The sequence below is a fragment of the Prochlorococcus marinus str. MIT 1013 genome (assembly GCF_027359395.1).
Taxonomy (GTDB): Bacteria; Cyanobacteriota; Cyanobacteriia; order PCC-6307; family Cyanobiaceae; genus Prochlorococcus_B; species Prochlorococcus_B marinus_E.
Map to the genome: position 1 here is coordinate 1732822 of NZ_CP114778.1, position 19082 is coordinate 1751903.

General features: G+C 35.7%; 17 protein-coding genes and 1 tRNA gene. 7 read left to right on the forward strand and 11 right to left on the reverse strand.

Annotated features, from left to right (window positions below; all coding sequences use genetic code 11):
• Positions 1-121: 121 nt before the first annotated feature.
• Both O5633_RS09825 and O5633_RS09830 read right to left on the reverse strand, forming a co-directional pair.
• Positions 122-784, reverse strand: a complete 663-nt coding sequence (locus O5633_RS09825; RefSeq protein ID WP_269609517.1) for a DUF2301 domain-containing membrane protein — start codon at positions 782-784, stop codon at positions 122-124.
• Positions 785-793: 9 nt separating this feature from the next.
• Positions 794-1768 (reverse strand): glutathione S-transferase family protein, encoded by a 975-nt coding sequence (locus tag O5633_RS09830; protein WP_269609519.1) that lies wholly within the window; start codon positions 1766-1768, stop codon positions 794-796.
• 52 nt (positions 1769-1820) lie between these two features.
• Here O5633_RS09830 and O5633_RS09835 point away from each other — a divergent pair, with 52 nt between their 5' ends.
• The 3 genes from O5633_RS09835 (at position 1821) to aroC (ending at position 5363) form a co-directional block, all read left to right on the forward strand.
• Positions 1821-2738 (forward strand): aspartoacylase, encoded by a 918-nt coding sequence (locus O5633_RS09835; RefSeq protein WP_269609520.1) that lies wholly within the window; start codon positions 1821-1823, stop codon positions 2736-2738.
• A 324-nt stretch (positions 2739-3062) separates the two neighbouring features.
• Complete coding sequence (gene psbA / locus O5633_RS09840) at positions 3063-4145, forward strand: photosystem II q(b) protein (protein ID WP_011294225.1); 1083 nt, start codon at positions 3063-3065, stop codon at positions 4143-4145.
• Positions 4146-4271: 126 nt separating this feature from the next.
• Positions 4272-5363, forward strand: a complete 1092-nt coding sequence (gene aroC / locus O5633_RS09845) for a chorismate synthase (RefSeq protein ID WP_269609521.1) — start codon at positions 4272-4274, stop codon at positions 5361-5363.
• Between the two features lie 31 nt (positions 5364-5394).
• Here aroC and O5633_RS09850 read toward each other — a convergent pair whose 3' ends face one another.
• The 5 genes from O5633_RS09850 to coaBC all read right to left on the reverse strand — a co-directional run bounded on the left by O5633_RS09850 (position 5395) and on the right by coaBC (position 11528).
• A complete protein-coding gene (locus O5633_RS09850) occupies positions 5395-6030 on the reverse strand; it encodes a bifunctional 4-hydroxy-2-oxoglutarate aldolase/2-dehydro-3-deoxy-phosphogluconate aldolase (protein ID WP_269609523.1) in 636 nt (211 codons plus the stop codon).
• Positions 6031-6046: 16 nt separating this feature from the next.
• Positions 6047-7894: an ATP-dependent zinc metalloprotease FtsH gene (ftsH, locus tag O5633_RS09855; RefSeq protein WP_269609524.1), complete on the reverse strand. Its 1848-nt coding sequence runs from the start codon at positions 7892-7894 to the stop codon at positions 6047-6049.
• Positions 7895-7937: 43 nt separating this feature from the next.
• Complete coding sequence (gene sat / locus O5633_RS09860) at positions 7938-9110, reverse strand: sulfate adenylyltransferase (protein WP_269609525.1); 1173 nt, start codon at positions 9108-9110, stop codon at positions 7938-7940.
• A 128-nt stretch (positions 9111-9238) separates the two neighbouring features.
• Entirely contained in the window at positions 9239-10042 is an 804-nt protein-coding gene (locus O5633_RS09865) for a photosystem II manganese-stabilizing polypeptide (protein ID WP_038651072.1), read from the reverse strand.
• Between the two features lie 217 nt (positions 10043-10259).
• Positions 10260-11528, reverse strand: coding sequence for a bifunctional phosphopantothenoylcysteine decarboxylase/phosphopantothenate--cysteine ligase CoaBC (coaBC, locus tag O5633_RS09870; protein WP_269609527.1), 1269 nt, complete (start codon positions 11526-11528; stop codon positions 10260-10262).
• A gap of 225 nt (positions 11529-11753) precedes the next feature.
• Between coaBC and O5633_RS09875 the strand changes: the two genes are divergently transcribed.
• Positions 11754-12083, forward strand: a complete 330-nt coding sequence (locus O5633_RS09875) for a DUF565 domain-containing protein (RefSeq protein WP_420063614.1) — start codon at positions 11754-11756, stop codon at positions 12081-12083.
• Between the two features lie 6 nt (positions 12084-12089).
• Here O5633_RS09875 and O5633_RS09880 read toward each other — a convergent pair whose 3' ends face one another.
• Together O5633_RS09880 and O5633_RS09885 are read right to left on the reverse strand one after the other, a co-directional pair.
• Positions 12090-13109 (reverse strand): aspartate carbamoyltransferase catalytic subunit, encoded by a 1020-nt coding sequence (locus O5633_RS09880; RefSeq protein ID WP_269609539.1) that lies wholly within the window; start codon positions 13107-13109, stop codon positions 12090-12092.
• The gene (locus O5633_RS09885; RefSeq protein ID WP_269609540.1) at positions 13106-13675 is read right to left on the reverse strand and encodes a DNA-3-methyladenine glycosylase; all 570 of its coding nucleotides are present in this window, start codon (positions 13673-13675) and stop codon (positions 13106-13108) included. The genes O5633_RS09880 and O5633_RS09885 overlap by 4 nt, the downstream gene beginning before the upstream one ends.
• Before the next feature lie 255 nt (positions 13676-13930).
• Between O5633_RS09885 and gatC the strand changes: the two genes are divergently transcribed.
• Positions 13931-14218, forward strand: a complete 288-nt coding sequence (gene gatC, locus O5633_RS09890) for an Asp-tRNA(Asn)/Glu-tRNA(Gln) amidotransferase subunit GatC (RefSeq protein ID WP_269609541.1) — start codon at positions 13931-13933, stop codon at positions 14216-14218.
• 9 nt (positions 14219-14227) lie between these two features.
• Here the strand turns inward: gatC and crtR are convergent, their stop codons facing one another.
• A complete protein-coding gene (gene crtR / locus O5633_RS09895; RefSeq protein ID WP_269609543.1) occupies positions 14228-15262 on the reverse strand; it encodes a beta-carotene hydroxylase in 1035 nt (344 codons plus the stop codon).
• Positions 15263-15311: 49 nt separating this feature from the next.
• Positions 15312-15394: transfer RNA gene (locus O5633_RS09900), tRNA-Leu, on the reverse strand.
• A gap of 202 nt (positions 15395-15596) precedes the next feature.
• Here O5633_RS09900 and O5633_RS09905 point away from each other — a divergent pair.
• Both O5633_RS09905 and ileS read left to right on the forward strand, forming a co-directional pair.
• Entirely contained in the window at positions 15597-16115 is a 519-nt protein-coding gene (locus O5633_RS09905; protein ID WP_269609544.1) for a hypothetical protein, read from the forward strand.
• Positions 16116-16166: 51 nt separating this feature from the next.
• A complete protein-coding gene (gene ileS, locus O5633_RS09910; protein WP_269609545.1) occupies positions 16167-19070 on the forward strand; it encodes an isoleucine--tRNA ligase in 2904 nt (967 codons plus the stop codon).
• The last annotated feature ends 12 nt before the right edge of the window (positions 19071-19082 follow it).

Consider the following 19082-nt stretch of genomic DNA (forward strand, 5'->3'; position numbering starts at 1 on the left):
TGCACGTGGTTTGTGAATTTGGTTGGATTTCCTCACCATTTCCTGACTTGAAACCTCCAAAAGGGATCTTTTGTAAGTTCCTTACTTGAATTTAGAATTGATAATTTATTTATTTATTTATTCAACGATCAGATGCTTCTAGCTTCCTTTGGCTTTCTAAAAAATCAAAAACGCTCTTATCGCCTATATCTGCCTCTGCAGGCAGGTTGAATTTCCTTATTCCCATTATTAGCAATAGCAAGGACGAGACCATTAGCAGTGCCAAAGTAAAACTTTCATTAGCTAATTCAGTTAAATATCCAATTAAAGCAATTGGAATAAAAATCGTTATCCCTATCGCTTCAATTCTTCTAAAACAAAAAAACTCTTTGAAACCAATCCCCGTTAAAGAAGCAAAAAGTGGACCGATAAGTAATATCGATTTTGGATCTTCTCTAAGGCCATAGATGAGATTTGTTACTCCAAAATGATATGAAAGTATTAAAAATCCAATACAACCGAGTATCCAGAAAATTATTAGTGTTTGATGTAAAGGTCTTAAATATATATGGATCCACTTAAGACTTAGACCCATACTTATTGACATGCCAAGTAGACAAATCCATGTTTGATCAGATCCATTGGTAAACCATTGGGCTATTCCTATTGAAAAGAATAAGCCGCAGAAAAGAATTGATAAGCGGTAAAATAAAACTTCTTTTTTATCATTAGAAGTTACTATAAAATCTCCATAAACTCCTTTAATTGAATTTGATGATTGAAAGTAGGAATCTGCTTGTTTCATTTTTGATCATTACTGATTTACGAGTTTGCTTATACTTTCACCTTGCGGAATAATACTACTTGGATTTAATGGAAATAAAGCTCCAAAATAATCTTTTCTCCAAGTATCTGCATTACATGTTTTTTTAATATTATATAAATTAAAAATAGTTTTTCTCCATTTTATTATATTTGGAAATGATTCAATTGGCTTCATGCTGCACTTAAACAGTGGTTGATAAACAGACTCCCATCTGATTAGAGTAGGAAATAGCCTTATATCAGCAATGGTTAAATCTTCTCCGCATAGCCAAGGCCCGTTTAGCTTAAGACTTTCTTCGATAATATTTAGAGTTGAAAACAAATCTTTAGATGCTTTTTCATAAGCTTTTTGGTTTCTAGCAAATCCACATTTATAAACACCATTATTAATATTTTCTTGAATTAGATTCTGCCAATTGAATATATTTTTATGATGATTTTTGGGATTGAGGTCTATATTATTAGTTTTTACAGGCCATTTGTTTAGGATCTCTAATAAGTCAGCGCTTTCATTATTTATTAATCTGAATTTTGATTTAGCCTCTTTGCCTGGATCAAATAACATAGGTACAGTAGCTCTTTTGGTTTGTTTTATATTACATTTTTCATATAGATCTTGAAGTGTTTTGCATCCTTTTAGTGTGGGTTTAAATGTCCATCTACCACTCGATGTATTCACTTGAGCGATATTTAGATTAATTGTGGCTTTTAAACCTTTTATTTCATACATTATCCATACTCTGTGAGCCCAAGGACAACTTTTGCCAACAATCAAATATGGCATTTGATCCATATCTCTATCTGCTAAATCATCTTTGGTGGGGATTTGAACTTCCGGTTGGAGGTTCTTAGGCCTTTTGTAGTTGCCTTCTGAATCTGAAGGTGCAAGCCCATTCATTAAAACCTTCCATTCACAATTCCAAATTTCTTTAGCCGCTTTTACAAGTATTGGTGGTGTAGCCATGAATTTCTTTTAAACTTATAAGTACAATAAGTACAAATTAATTTGTTTATTGATGATGCAGCTACAGGTGCTTCTAGTGGCTGGTACACACGGTAATGAGATAAATGGTATTTTTCTTTTCGATCAATGGCAAAAATCACCTCTTTTAATAAATACTCACGGGATAAAAACTTGTAAGGTAATTGGAAATCCAGAAGCGCAAAAGGCTGGGAAAAGATACATTCACCAAGATTTAAATAGGAGTTTCCAAGAAGAATCATTTTTATCTATTAGCTCTTCAAATTTTGAGGGAAGCAGAGCAAATGAATTGGTGAATCTTTACGGAGAGGTCGGAGAAAAACCATGTCAAATAGCATTAGACTTTCATACAACTACAGCTTCCATGGGAAGTTGTTTGGTTGTTTATGGAAGGAGAAATGCAGATTTAGCTCTGGCTTCTTTAATACAAAATCAATTAGGTTTACCAATATATCTTCATGAATCTGATCAAAAACAAACAGGATTTTTAGTTGAATCTTGGCCTTGTGGACTTGTTATAGAAATTGGCCCGATAGGTCAGGGCCTCTTGAATTCAAGAATTATTTCACAAACAAAATTGATTCTTGAGACTTTGATGGAGCAAATTCATCAAGTTCATAACTTAACTTTCTATCCCCCTGATAAGTTGATAATTCACAGGCACATTAAAAGCATCGATTTCCCAAGAGATGAACAAGGCAATATTGATGGATATGTGCATTCTCTAAGGCAATCAAAGGATTGGCAGGAATTGAAGAAAAATGATGAATTGTTTTTCAAATCTAATGGAGAAATAATTAGATTTGAAGAAGAAGAACCTTACGTACCAGTTTTTATAAATGAAGCAGCGTATGTAGAAAAAAATATCGCTATGAGCTTTACCAAAAGAGAATTATGGGATTTTAAAAAAGAATGGAAACAATCGCTTATTGATCTGGTGCATCAGAAGTAAGTTCTCTCGCTCCAGTAAACAATCGCCCCTTGAGCCTCTAATTCATATTTTCTGTGACGTGCATCACACAAAGGAACCCTCTCTTCACCCCTATGTCCGTTAATCAGCCACTTTATTAGAACCAAACCCGCAACCTCAGAGGCTAAATCTTAAAAGAATCTTAAGACCTCTTGGGCGCTCGTTGAAGCCAACTTACTGATTCTCTTCATAAATTGTCCTACATATTGGCCACAGAAAGGATCATTCTCCTTTAATATCACGTCTGGCAGTCTAATTAGCTGCCCTTATTTAATCGTCCCGTTAGGGACATACACATTCGTCCTCATGACCACCATTCAGCAGCAACGTTCTTCGTTGCTCAAAGGTTGGCCACAATTCTGCGAGTGGGTTACTTCCACCAACAACCGTATCTATGTCGGTTGGTTCGGTGTATTGATGATCCCTTGCCTTCTTGCGGCAACAACTTGTTTCATCGTTGCATTTATCGCTGCTCCTCCAGTTGATATCGACGGTATCCGTGAGCCAGTAGCTGGTTCATTTATGTATGGAAACAACATCATTTCTGGTGCTGTTGTTCCTTCAAGTAACGCTATCGGCCTTCACTTCTACCCAATCTGGGAAGCAGCAACTCTTGATGAGTGGCTATATAACGGCGGCCCTTACCAGCTTGTAATCTTCCACTTCCTTATTGGTATCTCTGCATACATGGGACGTCAGTGGGAGCTTTCATACCGTTTAGGTATGCGCCCATGGATCTGTGTTGCTTACTCAGCTCCTGTATCAGCAGCTTTCGCTGTATTCCTTGTTTACCCATTCGGTCAGGGTTCATTCTCTGATGGTATGCCTCTAGGAATCTCTGGAACATTCAACTTCATGTTCGTTTTCCAGGCTGAGCACAACATCTTGATGCACCCATTCCATATGGCTGGTGTAGCAGGTATGTTCGGTGGTGCTTTGTTCTCTGCAATGCACGGTTCTTTGGTTACTTCATCACTTATCCGTGAGACAACAGGACTTGATTCACAGAACTACGGTTACAAGTTTGGACAAGAAGAAGAGACATACAACATCGTTGCAGCTCATGGCTACTTCGGTCGTTTGATCTTCCAATATGCAAGCTTCAACAACAGCCGTAGCCTTCACTTCTTCTTGGCTTCATGGCCAGTGATTTGTGTTTGGTTGACATCTATGGGCATCTGCACCATGGCGTTCAACTTGAACGGTTTCAACTTCAACCAGTCTGTAGTTGATACTTCAGGCAAGGTTGTACCAACCTGGGGTGACGTACTTAACCGTGCAAACCTTGGTATGGAAGTAATGCACGAGCGTAATGCTCACAACTTCCCACTTGACCTAGCAGCTGCTGAGTCTACTTCTGTAGCTCTTGTTGCACCTGCAATCGGTTAAGTCTTTAACTTGATATTTCTAAAGCCCTCTTTGCGAGGGCTTTTTTTTTTGCTTTTTTTATTTTCTAGGCATTGTTGGTTTATTTTTTAGTAAGTATTGATTAACATTTTGTAGATAGGTTTATTCATGGGAAGTAGTTTCGGAAAACTTTTTAATATCAGCACCTTTGGCGAATCACATGGCGGAGGCGTTGGTGTAATTATTGATGGATGTCCACCAAGGTTGGTGCTTGATATAAATCAAATACAGAATGATCTCAATCGAAGGAGGCCCGGACAAAGCAAAATCACTACTCCAAGAAACGAAAGTGATGAAGTAGAAATTCTTAGTGGTCTTTTAGGGAACAAAACCTTAGGAACACCAATTGCCATGGTTGTAAGAAATAAAGATCATCGGCCTAAGGATTATTCTGAAATTAAAAAAACTTTTAGACCATCTCACGCTGATGCTACATATCAGAAAAAATATGGAATTCAGGCTTTAAGTGGAGGTGGGCGAGCATCGGCAAGAGAGACGATAGGTAGGGTTGCCGCAGGCTCTATTGCAAAGCAACTCCTCACTCAGGCTGCAAATACGGAAATACTTGCATGGGTAAAGAGAATTCACAATATTGAAGCTGAGATTCTTCCGAGTGAAGTGACTTATGACGAGATTGAGAAAAATATTGTTCGATGTCCAAATCAATCAGCTGCAGATTTAATGATTCAGAGAGTTGAGGCGTTTGGTAAAGAAGGAGACTCCTGTGGAGGAGTAATAGAATGTGTGGTTCGAAATCCGCCAGTAGGTCTTGGCATGCCTGTTTTTGATAAGTTAGAGGCTGACTTAGCAAAGGCATTAATGTCTTTGCCTGCTACTAAAGCTTTTGAAGTAGGGTCAGGTTTTAGAGGTACTTATTTGAAAGGTAGTGAACATAATGATCCTTTTTTACCATCGGATTCTGATCAATTGAAAACTGCTACTAATAATTCAGGGGGAATTCAAGGAGGTATAACTAATGGTGAGAATATAGTTCTGAGAGTTGGCTTTAAACCAACAGCAACTATTAGGAAAAGTCAAAAGACAATTGATGAGGATGGTAATGCAACAACTCTCAAGGCAACAGGAAGACATGACCCTTGTGTCTTGCCAAGGGCAGTTCCAATGGTTGAAGCAATGGTTGCGCTAGTTTTAGCTGATCATTTACTTAGGCAAAAAGGCCAATGTACTGATTATTTCTAAATAATAAATTATTGGTTTTTAGAATAGATTCTCAACAATTTTTTAGCCATATCTTTAGATCTTTATCAGGTTTTTGATTTCGTAATTCTTTACCGATCACTAATGCATCGTATCCAAGTTTTAGTAAACTTTTTAAATTTTTACTTTTAATTCCACCTGCACCAATAAAAAACATATCCTTTTTTTTAAAGCCCTGTAGTTCGTTTATAAATTTAACTCCTAATTTTGATGCAGGATAGATTTTTACAATTTTATATCCCAGATTGATTGCTTCTTTGAAATTTTCAATATTAGATATTCCTGGAATGACTAATTGATTATATTTTATAGCTTTTAGATGAATTTCTTTATTAAAGTATGGACTCATGGAATAATTTATATCTAATGAGCGAATTGAGTCTAAAGATTGTCTCGATGTAATTGATGCAACTCCTATGTTAATTGATTTGAATTTCTTTTTTATTTGTAAGATCAAATTTACCCATTCAGGATTTGAATCCCATCCTATTTCTATATTTTTTATACCACAATTTGAGAGTTTCTCAATTTTTAAAAGTAAATTTTCTCTTTTGTCTGAGATATTAAAAAAATTATTCTCGAGTCTAATTACAACTATAAGTGGCTGTATTCTAAGGGATTTTATTAAATTATTTTGCTTAACTTCCAAAAATTATATTTTTAGACTAAGCATACTCTGCAACTTTAACTTCATGGCGAATTAACAAATCCTGGAACTCTAAAGAATCAACGGTTTCAGTTTCCATAAGCATTGCTGTCAACTCTTCAAGTACTTGACGGTTATCATTTAGAGCTTTTTTAGCTCTTTCATATGCAATTTCAACAAGAACTGAAACTTCTGAATCAATAGTTGCAGCTGTATCTTCCGAAAAATCTCGTTCGGCAGAGATGTCACGACCAAGGAACATACCACCTTGTGATCGACCAAGAGCTACAGGACCTAATTTATCACTCATGCCAAATTTAGTGATCATTTGCCTGGCAACTGAAGCTACTTGCTTAAGATCATTTGAGGCTCCAGTAGTTACTTCGTCTTCTCCGTAAATAATTTCCTCTGCAACTCTTCCTCCAAGAGCAACAGCCATTTGATTTTGTAGGTAAGACCTTGAATAAAGACCAGATTCCATTCTTTCTTCACTGGGCGTGAAAAAAGTCAAACCACCAGCCTGACCTCTAGGAATGATTGAGATTTTTTGTACAGGGTCGTAATCTGGCATTACAGCACCAACTACGGCGTGGCCAGCTTCATGATAAGCAACTAGTCTTTTACGCTTTTCACTAATAACTGTGTCTTTCTTCTCGGGGCCAACCATAATTCTTTCAATTGCAGCACCTATTTCTTCATTGCTGACCTCTGTTAATTCTTTTCTAGCAGCTAGTATCGCAGCTTCATTCAATAGATTTGCTAAATCTGCCCCAGTAAAACCAGGTGTTCTTCTTGCTACTTGATCAAGGTCAACTCCCTTTGAAAGAGTTTTGCTCCTTGCATGAACTTTCAGTATTTGCAATCTCCCGGAGTAATCAGGTCTATCTACTGTCACTTGCCTGTCAAATCTTCCTGGTCGCATTAGTGCTGAGTCAAGCACGTCAGGTCTGTTAGTTGCGGCAACAATTATTATTCCTGAATTTCCTTCAAAGCCATCCATTTCTGTTAACAGCTGGTTGAGTGTTTGTTCTCTTTCATCATTACCTCCTCCAAGGCCTGCTCCACGCTGGCGACCTACAGCATCAATTTCATCAATAAAAACTATACAGGGGGCATTCTTTTTAGCTTGTTCAAAAAGATCCCTTACTCTGCTAGCACCAACTCCAACAAACATTTCTACAAATTCAGAACCGGATATGGAAAAGAAGGGAACTGAAGCTTCACCTGCTACGGCCTTTGCAAGCAAAGTTTTACCAGTACCTGGAGGGCCAACTAATAAAACACCTTTAGGGATTTTCGCCCCGACAGCTGTAAAGCGATCAGGATTTTTTAAGAAATCAACTACTTCTGTAAGTTCAAGTTTTGCTCCTTCAATACCGGCTACGTCTCCAAAAGTAATCTTCGTTTCTGGCTCCATTTGAAGCCTTGCTTTACTTTTTCCAAAACTCATTGCTGGATTTCCACCACCACCAGAACCAGCTCTTCTGAATAGAAAAAACAGACCTCCTAGTAAAAGTATTGGGAAAATAAGGCTACTAGCAGCTTGTTGAAGAGGATTTGCTTGAGTAGTTGGTTGTACAGCAATATCCACGTCATTGTCGGTTAATAGTTGTAGTAATTCTTGATCGGGAGCCAAATTAACCAAAGCTCTGTTTCCATCACTTTCAACAATTTGAGCTGTACCTTTGTCTGGAGATATAAGTACTCTGCTGACCTGTCTCTCTTGAACAGCTTCTATGAAGTCGCTATATCTAAGTGTCCTAGATGCTTTTGTCGAACTTGGCTTATCGAAAAAAGCACTTCCAACAAAAATCACAACTACGACAATTAGGACATAAAGACCAATGTTTCTCCAGCGTTTGTTCAATGTTCTTCTATATCTGTAAAGAGTTTAATAGGATTAGGTCCAACTATGCGGCTCTTAGTACATCAACGACGCTTTTAAATGCAAACCATTCAGGAATTTCTTCTCCACTTCTAAGCATTTTCCTGAATTGAGTGCCGCTCAATTTTTTTATGTGTAATCCTTTTTCTTTGGCATAATCAGCGGTTACGTAGCCTTGCTCCTCTGTAAATACAAGATTTAAAGATGGAACTGTTTGCATGCCTAATTCTTCGCAGCACTCGTTTGCAAAATTTTGAGCATCATATGGACCATAAAAATCTTCTCCGCTTAGAGATGACTTACAGCCAGCCATATCTCTTCCGATTATGAAGTGGGTACATCCATAATTCCTTCTAATAATCATGTGCTGCAGAGCCTCTCTTGGCCCAGCCATATGCATCGAATAAGGTAGATATGACCACCTAATTTTTGGATTATTTACTTCAGAGGCAAGTTTTTCATAGGTTTGAAATCTTACTGATCCAGGGATGTCATCTTCTTGAGTTGGTCCACAAGTTGGGTGAACAAGAACAACACCATTTTTACTGACATTCTTAGCTTCTAAGGCTCTTGTGAAAAGCTCATAATGGGCTCTATGAATTGGATTCCTGCACTGAAATGCAACTACATCTTCTCCAGAGGGAAGGTTATCCCTAACTTGAGCAGGAGTTTGACAAGTAAAAACTCTTTCAGGTAATTCTAGACCTTTTATTGATCCTCCTAGATAATATTTTTTCCTCTCCATAGAAATCATTCTTACAGCTGGATGCTCCAAAGAAGTTGTTCCATAGCAAAATTTGGCCTCAATAACCTTGTCAGGTGTCCATTTTTCTTGAACTTCTAAAATTGCTAGTTCTTGACTTTTATAGTTGAGTAAAACTGAATCTCCTGGATTTATATCTTCTCTATCTGTATCCATCACAATTGGTAAACCAAAAAGAAAACCTGATTCGAGTCGATTTTGTTTAACAACTGAGTTGTAATTTTTCTCACTCATGAAACCATTCAAAGGAGAAAAAGCACCTATCAAAAGAAGTTCAATATCACAAGCATTTCTATCTGAACAATTTAAAGTTTTAATAGAATTTTTTTTTAACTCTTTTGCTTCTTGATCAGCTGCCATAAGGTTTATAAGTTTTCCACCGTACGGTTTGATCAAACCTTCGAGATTTTTATTAGAACTTTGCTTGCTAGTCATTTTCCCTTGAAGTAACCGGCAAATTCTCCCAGATTAAGGGCCCATATTTGCGAAATTGTTTTCATTAAATTCAACCCAAAAAAAAAGAGGGTTTTACCCCCCTTTTAAAATTGACTAAGATGCTTATTTTAGGCTTTGCGACCATAGAAAATACCTTTAATTTTGATATCAACAGGATCTTTTGATCCAAGGTCATTGTCTGAAGGTTGGATAGCAACAAATTGGCCACCAAATTCATCAGTGTCTGCATCAACACTATCGACAGTAAGTGTTATTTCACCTTTACCGCCTAGATCATCTTTAACATTTTCTCTTGCAAGATCCTCATCATCACCACCACGAGCAATGAGAGCTTGAGCATATTCAACACCTGTTGATTTAGCGCGACTCTTTGGATCAAGAAAGTCTGCAGATCTATAACTTGGAGTTGTTGTTGGACCTGAGAATTCAGCTCCTGGTTCAATTGATTTTCCTTTTTTTGATTCAGCAACCATCTCCTTAACAGAGAAAGCAAAAGGAAATTCCTCTCCATTAGGAGCTAGAACTGTAATGAGAGAGAAGTCAATACCACCTTTTTCAGTGAATTTCCCTCCAGAAAGATCTCCATAAACTTCATCAAGACTTGTATTGAAGCGAGGACTGATAATTTTTGCTATTGCAAAATCAGATTTGTTTCGCTTGTTACCTGGAAGTTTTACTGAAACTTCTGTTGGTTGAAGGCATAAGCTTTTAAATTGGCCATCAGCATTAATAGAACCTGATGAACCCGCTGGCAAAACAGTGCAAGCATCGGCTTGGCCAGTATTAACAACATTGCCAAAACGAGCGTTACCTTGCTCGCGCCCTTTTAAAGCTGCAGAAGCGCTTGATGGGAGAGTTGTAAAGGTGAGACAAAAAGCCAGCATCAAAGCCAGCAGAGGACGAAATCGCATGAGAGGGCTAGATGACTGCGGTCGAAACCGCCCAATTAATTCAGTTGGGATATTACAGGTGTCAAATACTTCTTATCACAAGCATTTGATAGCTCTATACAACCCGTAGCTTTTGCTTTAGTGAATTTAGTACTACGATTTCATTCAAAACCCTTTTGCGGCAGTCTTTTTTGGCATTCAGGCTCTGATTTTTGAAAAAAAACAAATTTGAAAAATTTCAATAAATTTTCGATTTTATATTTCGAATTTCATCTAAAAGTTGATGGGATATTGAAAGTTTTGTTGAAAAAGATAAGTTTTTGACGATGTTTTTTGGACCTAACAAAAAGCCACTATTGAAGTTTTTATCAAATCCTTGCCCAGCTTTGTCAATGGGGTTGGCCATGAGAAGGTCACAACCTTTAATAACCCTTTTATTTTCTCCCTTTTCAATAATTTCTTTATCACTTCCTGTTTCGGCAGCAAAACCCAAAAAAATTTGATTTTCTAATTTCTTTTTGGTTTGATTTTTGATCAGGTCCGGTGTTAACACTAATTCTTCAAAAATAGACTCTAAAAAAATTTCTTTTGAGACTTTTTTCTCACTTGGATTATTTTTTTTGAAATCTGATACTGCTGCAGCCATAACAATGACTTGAGCTAAAGGTTGTAAATCATCAATTTTTTCTCCCATTTCAGTTGAGCTCCTAACTGGATAAGTATTTAGTCCCTCAAGAAGTTCTTTTTGAATACTTATTGGCCCATGCACTAAATCGACCTTTGCGCCTCTTAATTTTGCAGCTTGAGCTATTAAAACCCCCATCCGACCACTGCTTCGATTTGTTAATTGTCTTGCGGCATCAAGGGTTTCTACAGTAGGCCCAGCTGATACAAGAAACCTTGTTCCTTTTAGATCTTTGGTAAGTAGTTTATTTTGTGCACGAAAAATAAATGCACTTTCAGAGGCTAATTCGATAATATCTAAATTAACCATCTTCCCTTCACCAATTCTATCGCAAGCTAATAGTCCCTCACTAGGTTCAAGGCTAATGACTTGGGCTAGAGATTTTGCATAATTCCAATTCTTTTGTACTGATTGATTTGACCACATTGAAGTGTTCATTGCAGCAGCAATAACTATTTGTGATTGAGCAGCTAAGAGAATGCTCGCTAGAAGTCCTTCAGCATTTCCACTAGTAAATTTGGATAAAGATGTTGCGCTCATAGGTGCAACAATAATTAGTTCTGCCCATTCAGCTAAAGCAATGTGCAAAGGCTTTGTTTGATTGTCTTCCCATTGATCCTTATCTTGGTAACACTTATTTCTGCTTAAAGTAGATAAAGACAATGGGCTAACTAATTTTGCTGCGCTTTGCGTTATGACGCACCTAACTTCTACCCCAGCTTGAATTAGGCGACTTACCAGAATAGGAGCTTTTACAGCTGCAATACTTCCTGTAACAGCAACTAATATTTTTTTTCCTGATAAAGGAGTAGAGTTATTCATGATAAAAAGACTTTATATCAAATAGACCTTTAAAAAGATAATTATCTAATTTTATATATTATTAATTTTGAATATTTTTAAAGGAAATTTGATGTTTTTATTTGTTTTGTATTTTGATTGAAGATATTTTATTTGCTTTATATGATCTTTCATTTATTATTTTTATGTTGATTTGTTTACTGAAGTCTAAAGTAATTTATTTGTTTTTATCTTATGCCTCCAAGAATGCAGACAACAATTTTATATAAATCATCTGCAAAGATTATTAGCAGGTTGGCAACTTGGGCTAAAAATCCTTGGAGAAGGTATTCATTATTATTAATAATATTTTTGATAGGGTTTTTTATAGGAAGTTCTTTAGGTATGATTAATGGTGTATTAGCATTGATGGATCCAGTTGGAGCCTTTATTACATTAATTTTTTTAGAGATATTAATTAAGGCCAGATTTATTTTCCTCCAATCTGGAAAACCGATAATACTTGTAAGAGTTTTTGATATGTTTAGAATTGGAATAGTTTATGGCCTTTTTTCAGAGGGACTGAAACTCTTATAAATATAACTAATTATTTTTATTTAACCCTAGTAAATATAATAGTGCCATTCTTGTTGGGATTCCATTTTCTACTTGTTTACTTATAAGATTGATTGAATTGTCTTCAACTAATTGACTGCTTATTTCGATTCCTCTATTGACTGGTCCAGGGTGTAGAACAGGAACGTTCTTTTCACACCATTTTAAACTTTCATGTGTTATTCCATATTGTGCATAATAACTATCAATATCTGTAATCAAATTTTGCTTCATTCTTTCTTTCTGTAAGCGAAGTGTCATAACAGCATCACAAGCTTTTAATGCATCTTTTAGTGATCTTTCGATATAAACAGAACCTCTTTTATAAATTGGATCAAATTTTTGTCCAGGCGGAGGGTTTAAAACAAAATCATTAAATTCGTCTGGAAGAAGACTTGGAGGACCACATAACGTTACGTTAGCCCCACATGCAGTCAGAGCCCAAAGGTTTGACCGTGCAACTCTAGAATGAAGAATATCTCCAACTATCGTGATCTTTTTATTTAAAAGACTATTAGTGGATGGTTCATTTGGATTAAAGAAAGTAGCAAGTGTAAATAAATCCAAAAGGCCTTGACTTGGATGACTATGAAACCCATCACCTGCATTAAGAATGGATGTATTAATGTTATTTTTGTCTACGTAATTAGCTAACTCAGCGGGAACGTTAGTTGACTCATGCCTAATTACTAAAATATCAGCTCCCATTGAGATATATGTGAGAATAGTGTCTAAAGGCGTCTCTCCTTTGCTTAAAGAACTTGTAGATACGGAAAAATTTTGAACATCAGCAGATAGCCTTTTCGCTGCAAGCTCAAAGCTTGTTCGAGTTCTGGTACTTGGCTCGAAAAACAAGTTAGAGATTAATCGTCCTTGAAGTGCAGGAAGTTTTCTAGAACTTGATGTATGGACATCTTTAAATCTTGTTGTTAATTCTAAAACTGTGTCGTAATCCTCTAAAGAAAACGAAGAGAGATCAAGTATGTGATTATGTTTCCAATTATTCATAATCCCTCAAATGAGGATGGGGCCCAACATTTATTTTTTGGAGGAATTCGATCTCCTTTTTCCCTTTTGCTAACACTTCTACTACTTTTGAGGTACCAACGCCAAGGTATATCTTTAGCTTGAGATATGCCAATTCTTGTGGTTTGAACAATATTTCCCATCTGTGTCAAATTTTCTCCATCTGTTAACCAAAAATCATTTTCAGGTAACAAGGTTAAATTGTTATAATTCCTATCTAATCCAAACCTCTTTGCCAATAACCCTGGTCCAGAAGCAATTCTTTCGTTTTCTCCTCTTATTGCTATCGATCGCAGAAGTACGCCATTTGCCCAATCTTTCTTCCCTGTAACAATATTTACACAACTATTAATTCCATAAGATAGGTATATGTAAAAGTTACCAGGTTCACCAAAAAGGGTTTCGTTTCTTCGAGTTCTACCTGAGAAACCATGACATGAAGGTTCTTCTTGTGAATAAGCCTCAGTTTCAACAATTACACCAGCAAGATAGCTTTTTTTTGATATGCGCTTAATTAAAAAACAACCAATTAAGTTAGGTGCGACCAAATGAGATGGCCTGGAGAAGAATTCTTTTGTGAGAAGTGAGATTTGCTTTTTATTTCTTTCAATCCATATTAATTACTAAAAAATAGATTTCTCTATTTTTCTGAGCAATTTACTAACACTAAGGATTTCGTAAAAGGCATTAAGATGGCAGAATGATAAGTAAACCTATTTGTCTAAACGAAAGCAGCAAGATCTTTTACTAATTTGGTCTCCTCTTATTTATCTAAAGATCTTGAGATTTTCCTAAGCATAACTATGACTAAAATTTCTTTATCTGATGTTCGTAAGGTTGCAAAGTTAGCTCGTTTAGAACTTCCCGAAGATCAAATAGAAACTTATACAGAGCAACTAGAAGAAATCCTTTCTTATGTTGATCAACTGCAAGAAATAGATACTGAAAATATCCCTCCTACTACTAGAGCTGTAGAGGTAGTTAATGTCATAAGGGAGGATTTGGTTGAAGTTAATTGTTCAAGAGAAGATCTTCTCAATCAAGCACCTCATCGGGAAGGTGATTTTTTTAGAGTTCCCAAAATACTTTAAATTTAGGAATCATCTTTTACTTTCTGTTCTGATTCTTGTTTTATGAATTAATTTTATATATCTTCTCCTCCAATTATTTTTTGGTAATATTCTTGCTATTGGTCTCATTTTACTTCTTCTTTCTTTGTGACTTCTGATTCCAAGTAAAACATCATATAGAAAATTTAGACTATCTTTTTTGGTTTCAAAAATTCCCATTCTTTGAGGTGAACCTTTTTGATCTAAAAGTGGTTTTGTGGCTTCGTAAGCTGGTTTATATTCAAACCATGGAATTGAGGGCCATAAATGATGAACTAAATGATAATTTTGCCCCATTATTAGCAAGTTCATAAGCTTACTTGGATAAACTCTTGCATTTTTCCATCTATTTCTAGACTGGAATGGTCTATGTGGTAGGTAATCAAAAAATATTCCTAAAGTGACTCCAACCATTAATGCTGGTCCAAACCATAAATTATAAATAACATTCATAAAATTATATTTAATTCCAGCAATGACTATGCAAATAAATATTCCTCTTTCAATTCCCCATTGCATTAGTTCAAACTTTCTCCAAAGTTTTCGCTCAAAGAAAAAATATTCATGATAAAAAAATCTTGGAGCAATTAACCAAATAGGACCAAAGGTGCTAACTATGTGATCTGGGTCGTTGTTGGGGTCATTAACGTATTTGTGATGCTCTAGATGAACTCTTGTGAAAACTGGGAAACTAAAACCTAGTAATATTGCTGACCCATGCCCCATGAATTGATTGATCCATTTATTTGGATGGGCAGCATTATGACAGGCGTCATGAATGACGGTGCCTTCCATATGAAGAGCCAAAAAAGCTAATGCAACCAAAATAGGTAACGGCCAGTTCCCCTGATACCACTGCCAAACACTGACTATTGCAAGAAAATATCCACCAAAGAAAAGACCTAAAGTTACGTTTAAAGGCTTGGGCGGATCAAGATATTCTTGGATCTCATTTTGCCAGTCGCGTAATGACTTCAGTTTTTTCGTTGCCTTATTTTTGTCAGACCTCGATAAGCACTGGGCCATTGCTTGATGTGATTGAGATTAATTTAGCCTGTACAGCTTAATTCAAAAATGCCCACCGGGAGACTTGAACTCCCACGACATAAAGTCACTGGTACCTAAAACCAGCGCGTCTACCAATTCCGCCAGGTGGGCCAAAGGTTTTCACCGATTGTGAGTTGATTCTAGCAGCTCATTGATGGCTATTTAAAGACTATTTTTGATTCGTGATCGTAAAAAGATTAATGTGATTTTCGTATTTGTAATTTAGACATTTGAAATTCTCTTTTTCTGACGCATGATTTTTAGTTGTTCAATAAGCTGCCCTCACTACAAAATAAACTCATATTGAAAAAATATGGTTGTTTCTATTTCTGGATACTTATTTCTTTTTGTTGGGCTTGTAATATTAGCTTTACCTTTAATGCTTGTCGAATTAAGTAGGCCAAGAGATTGGTTAATGGCAGGACTTTTTTTATTTTTAGGATTATTTCTTTTAGTGGAGAATGATCTTTTAAGAGGTTCAATAAATTTACTTGTTATTTCTATGGCAATTTTGTATGGGAAAATGAGTTTAGAAATTATTCAAACTAGGTGGTATCAACTAAGTTCTGAAGAAAAAAAGCGGATTGGATCTTTCCAAAGATGGTTTGAATCTTTTAAGCAGCTCGGTCAAAGTTTTGCTTTACTTGGTAATGGCTTTTTAAATTTTTTTAAAGGCTTAACTACTAAATCTGAAAAACCGTTAAAAGAAAAAAAATGGGTTCATCCAGAATTGCAAGAAGAAGTCAAGAAGAAAGTAGTTGATCGCTCTGGTTCAATTGATTCCAATACGATCAGAAATAAAGAATTCCCTGAAAATGAAGAAACTTCTTGATAAGGTTAAAAGGCCTCAGGTAACCATGATGACTAATGAATATTTATCAAAGTGAATAATGTCAATAAAGATTCTCAAAAGGATCTTCCAACTTACAAAGACACTCTCAACCTTTTGCAGACTAATTTTGGGATGAGGGCAAATGCAACTCAAAGAGAACCTGAGTTGCAAGCTTTTTGGAGCGATAAAAAGATAGATTTCGAATTAGGCTTAAACAATTCTGGAGAGACTTTTACTTTGCATGATGGCCCTCCATATGCGAATGGGACTCTTCATATGGGGCATGCTCTCAACAAAGTATTGAAGGACATAATCAATAAATATCAAACAATGAAAGGGAAAAAAGTTTGTTATGTCCCTGGATGGGATTGCCATGGATTGCCTATTGAATTGAAAGTTCTTCAAGCTATGGATAAAACTCAACGAGCTGAATTAACCCCTATTAAGTTGAGAAAAAAAGCAGCTGCTTATGCAAAAAAACAAGTTTCCCAACAAATGGATGGTTTTAAAAGATGGGGAATATGGGGTGATTGGGAACAACCATATTTAAGTTTAGACAAAAAGTTTGAAGCCTCTCAGATCAAATTGTTTGGTGAAATGGTATTTAGAGGATACATATATCGAGGTCTAAAACCAGTTCATTGGAGTCCAAGTTCTCAAACTGCTCTGGCCGAGGCGGAGTTAGAATATCCCTCTGGTCATATTAGCAAAAGTATTTATGTAGGATTTAAAGTTGATCAAATACCAAAAATATTAACTCAAGAAATTTCTAAGCAAGCTCCAGATCTATTTAATTCTGAAGGTAAATTAAAAGAAGTTAAGCTTGTTATTTGGACTACCACGCCTTGGACGATTCCTGCAAACGAGGCTATTTCTGTTAACCAAAAATTAGACTATGTAATTGCACAAAGTTCTGATAGCTCGTTAATAATTATGGCTAAAGATCTTTTGGAAGAAGTTTCTGAAACTGTAGGAATTAATTATGAAAAAAGAGTATTAATCAAAGGATCAACATTAAATGGAATTATATATAAACACCCTTTATTTAATAAAAGAAGTCCTGTTATTTTAGGAGGAGATTATATTACAACTGATTCAGGAACTGGATTAGTACATACTGCTCCAGGCCATGGTGTTGATGATTTTAACACGGGTAAAAAACATAAGTTACCAATTTCTTGTACAGTTGATTCAAAAGGTTTTCTGACTAAGGAAGCTGGAAAATTTGAAGGTTTAAATGTATTAAAAGATGCTAATAATGTCATAATAAATGATTTGATTCATACTGGATCTTTGCTTAAAGAAGTTCCCTATGAGCATAAGTATCCTTATGATTGGAGAACTAAAAAACCAACTATTTTTAGAGCTACAGAACAATGGTTCGCTTCAATTCAAGGATTTAGAGATAAAGCTCTTACTGCAATAGAAGGTGTTATTTGGCTTCCTGAATCTGGAAAAAATAGAATTAATTCTATGGTTAGAGAAAGAGGAGATTGGTGTATTTCGCGACAAAGGACTTGGGGACTTCCAATACCAGTATTTTATGAAAAGAATGGGCAAGAAATTCTGCTCAATAAAGAAACTATTTCTCATATAGTTGATTTATTTTCTATTCATGGATCAGATATTTGGTGGGAATATGATGTATCACAGCTATTACCTTCTTCTTATTTAAATGAGGCAGATCGATGGCAAAAAGGTACTGATACTATGGATGTTTGGTTTGACTCTGGCTCTAGTTGGTCTTCAGTTATTTTTAAGAAAGAAAATTTAAATTATCCAGCAGATTTATATTTGGAGGGATCTGATCAACATCGGGGTTGGTTTCAGTCCTCTTTGTTAACCTCTGTAGCAGTCAATGAACATGCACCTTTTAAAAAGGTCCTTACACATGGTTTTGCATTAGATGAGAATGGTAGGAAAATGAGTAAATCTTTAGGAAATATTATTGATCCTTTAGTTATAATTAATGGTGGTTCCAATAAAAAATTAGATCCTGCGTATGGAGCTGATGTTTTGAGACTTTGGGTTAGTTCTGTTGATTACTCTGCAGATGTTCCTATTGGATCAAATATACTTAAGCAAATTTCTGATGTTTATCGTAAGGTTCGCAACACGTCTAGATATCTATTAGGCAACCTCTATGATTTTGATTATAAAAATGATTCCATTGATATTTCTAATTTACCATTGTTAGATAAATGGATGTTGAATAGAACAGCTGAAGTAATCGATGAGATAACTGAAGCATACTCTGGTTTTGAATTTTCGAAGTTTTTTCAAACAATTCAGAATTTTTGTGTAGTTGATCTCTCTAATTTTTACTTAGATATTGCAAAAGACAGGTTGTATGTCAGTTCTAAATCTGACTTTAGAAGAAGAAGTTGTCAGACAGTTTTATCCTTGGTGATTGAGAAAATATCTGGCCTGATTGCACCTGTTTTGTGTCATATGGCAGAAGATATTTGGCAGAATATTCCATATAGCTTAGAGGAAGCCTCAGTATTTCAAAGAGGATGGCCTAATGCACCTAAATCATGGCGAAATAGTAGTTTTAATTGCCATGTTATTGAACTCCGTAAACTCAGATCAGTTCTTAATCGTATGTTAGAGAGTTGTAGAAATAAGCAAGAGTTAGGTTCTTCTTTGGAAGCATCAGTAAGGATTGATATCTCTGATGAAAAAGTTCAAGCTGCTATTGAATGGTTAGCTCAAAGTGAATCCAATAATGTTGATGTTTTAAGAGATTGGTTTCTAGTTTCATCTTTACAAATTGGTGGTGAGCCTTGGGCTGAAGTTTTAGTTAGTGAGGATCATGATCTTGCTTCAGTGGATATTGCAAAAGCTAAAGGATTTAAGTGTGAAAGATGCTGGCATTATGAAATTGAAATGAGCAATAATGAACAATATCCAAATATTTGTAAAAGGTGCGAAAAAATAGTTTTAGCTATTTGAATATTAATTAAA

What these genes read in the sequence shown, in the direction of transcription:
- O5633_RS09825 (WP_269609517.1), bottom strand. Translation starts at nt 784, where the DNA reads ATGAAACAAGCAGATTCCTACTTTCAATCATCAAATTCAATTAAAGGA.
- O5633_RS09830 (WP_269609519.1), bottom strand. Translation starts at nt 1,768, where the DNA reads ATGGCTACACCACCAATACTTGTAAAAGCGGCTAAAGAAATTTGGAAT.
- O5633_RS09835 (WP_269609520.1), top strand. Translation starts at nt 1,821, where the DNA reads ATGATGCAGCTACAGGTGCTTCTAGTGGCTGGTACACACGGTAATGAG.
- psbA (WP_011294225.1), top strand. Translation starts at nt 3,063, where the DNA reads ATGACCACCATTCAGCAGCAACGTTCTTCGTTGCTCAAAGGTTGGCCA.
- aroC (WP_269609521.1), top strand. Translation starts at nt 4,272, where the DNA reads ATGGGAAGTAGTTTCGGAAAACTTTTTAATATCAGCACCTTTGGCGAA.
- sat (WP_269609525.1), bottom strand. Translation starts at nt 9,110, where the DNA reads ATGACTAGCAAGCAAAGTTCTAATAAAAATCTCGAAGGTTTGATCAAA.
- O5633_RS09865 (WP_038651072.1), bottom strand. Translation starts at nt 10,042, where the DNA reads ATGCGATTTCGTCCTCTGCTGGCTTTGATGCTGGCTTTTTGTCTCACC.
- coaBC (WP_269609527.1), bottom strand. Translation starts at nt 11,528, where the DNA reads ATGAATAACTCTACTCCTTTATCAGGAAAAAAAATATTAGTTGCTGTT.
- O5633_RS09875 (WP_420063614.1), top strand. Translation starts at nt 11,754, where the DNA reads ATGCAGACAACAATTTTATATAAATCATCTGCAAAGATTATTAGCAGG.
- O5633_RS09880 (WP_269609539.1), bottom strand. Translation starts at nt 13,109, where the DNA reads ATGAATAATTGGAAACATAATCACATACTTGATCTCTCTTCGTTTTCT.
- gatC (WP_269609541.1), top strand. Translation starts at nt 13,931, where the DNA reads ATGACTAAAATTTCTTTATCTGATGTTCGTAAGGTTGCAAAGTTAGCT.
- crtR (WP_269609543.1), bottom strand. Translation starts at nt 15,262, where the DNA reads ATGGCCCAGTGCTTATCGAGGTCTGACAAAAATAAGGCAACGAAAAAA.
- O5633_RS09905 (WP_269609544.1), top strand. Translation starts at nt 15,597, where the DNA reads ATGGTTGTTTCTATTTCTGGATACTTATTTCTTTTTGTTGGGCTTGTA.